The sequence below is a fragment of the Clostridium arbusti SL206 genome (assembly GCF_000246895.1).
GTDB lineage: Bacteria > Bacillota > Clostridia > Clostridiales > Clostridiaceae > Clostridium_I > Clostridium_I arbusti.
The window spans coordinates 1-1,801 of record NZ_BAEV01000181.1; the positions used below are offsets into that span (position 1 = coordinate 1).

General features: G+C 25.5%; 2 protein-coding genes. Both read right to left on the reverse strand.

The features are described from left to right. Positions 1 to 444 (reverse strand): MFS transporter (locus RH99_RS17910; RefSeq protein WP_010241670.1); only part of this gene is annotated, 444 nt, incomplete at its 3' end. Positions 445 to 881: 437 nt separating this feature from the next. Then, complete coding sequence (locus RH99_RS17915; RefSeq protein WP_010241671.1) at positions 882 to 1,556, reverse strand: MgtC/SapB family protein; 675 nt, start codon at positions 1,554 to 1,556, stop codon at positions 882 to 884. Between the last annotated feature and the right edge of the window lie 245 nt (positions 1,557 to 1,801).

Here is a 1,801-nt window from a genome sequence, read left to right on the forward strand (position 1 = left end):
TCTATCTATAGGTAAAATTAAAATTCCACCTAATCCAAAACAAGCTTGGGCAAAACTGAACTTTTGATATTCTTTAGGAAGTAATGAAAGCATAGTTGTCAAAAATACAGTTCCCATTCCAACTGCTAATCCTGAAATAAAATATCCAATTAACAGAACATAAAAAGACTTTGAAACTAAAATTATACCACTGGCAATAACTATAAACAAAAAGCCTATATGTAATCCCCTTTTAAGACTAATTAATGACTGAAGCCTCGCACTAGCTATGCTCATTATAAAAGAAGCACAGTAAACTACTGGTGGTAATATTGCTATAGTCTCATTAGATACACCATATGTATTTTTTATTGTAGTAATAAAAGGTGACAATGTATTGGAAAATAGAGACAGAAAAAAGAAACCTGCAAAAAGAATTATCATATTCTTAAAATTTTTATTCATTATATTCCTCCTTAGTAAAAACTTTGCTAAAATCTTATAATAATCAGTATAATCCTTTACATTGAGATTTAAACGTTTTATAGTACAGTTAAACAATTACATCAACCTGCAAAAATTATCATTTTAAAATCAATTATAAACTTTCTAATTAAACTAACATTATATATATTTATATTGTGTAACTTATTAAATTGTAACTAGACCCTCTGACAACATAAAGTTAATTATATGTTATATATTTATATGGAATATATAACATTTTTTACAAATGTTATAATTTACTTAATGTCAAATGCAACACTATATTAGATATTTTCAAACTAATTATATCATAATCTTGCATATTATATTGCATATTTCAAACTAATTATATCATAATCTTGCAAATATGCAAGGTTATTTATGTTCAAATTATAAAGGAATATAATCATATTCCTTTATAAGATATTAACTCTTTTCACATATTCATATTGAAGTAAACTTCCTAGTATTGAATTAGGTTCCTTATTTGATGGTACCATTATGTTCATATATATCATTAAATTACTTTTATCCTCTGTATTAACACGTATTTCAGAAATTTTAAATTTTGCTTTCATAATAATTTTAAATATTGAATTTATTTCATTATCATTTGCTATAATTCCATTTAATATAATTTCTACTTCATAGATATTTTCATTCCCCTTTACCTTTTTTACTCTTTTATCGATTTTAAATATATCTCTGAGAATAAAATATACAACTAATGTAGCAATTACTGCTGGAACATATATACCGGTACCAACTGCTAACCCAACGCAAGCAATAAACCAAACGCTTGCTGCTGTAGTAAGTCCTACAACATTTCCTCCCTCTTTAATTATGCTTGCCATTCCTAAGAACCCAATTCCCGATATAACTTGTGCCCCTAGTCTCATTACATCTGTATTACTTTTATTTATTATGTTATAGTCTATGGATATTATCTGAACCAAAGTTGCACTTATACAAACAATGATATGAGTTCTCATGCCCATTGACATGCCTTTTTTTTGCCTTTGGTATCCTATAATCCCACCTAAGAAACAGGCGATTAATATTTTTATAAAATCATGTGCACATAATAACATATTTCCTCCTATCATTTTATATAATTTAAAATATAAATTTATTAATATATATGTTTCAATAAATTATATTCATTATAAAACTGCTAATTTGTTTAAAACTCATCTACTAACTACTATTAATATATAATTTTAATTGCAACTTAGGCATCTTCAAATAAATAACTAGTTAGTATACTAGTCTATTTTGACTTGTTATTTATTTTCACATGCCTTATATATTAAAAACCTAAAACTATACTACGTGT

Coding starts and splice junctions, on each gene's coding strand:
- RH99_RS17915 (WP_010241671.1), bottom strand. CDS start 1,556: ATGTTATTATGTGCACATGATTTTATAAAAATATTAATCGCCTGTTTC.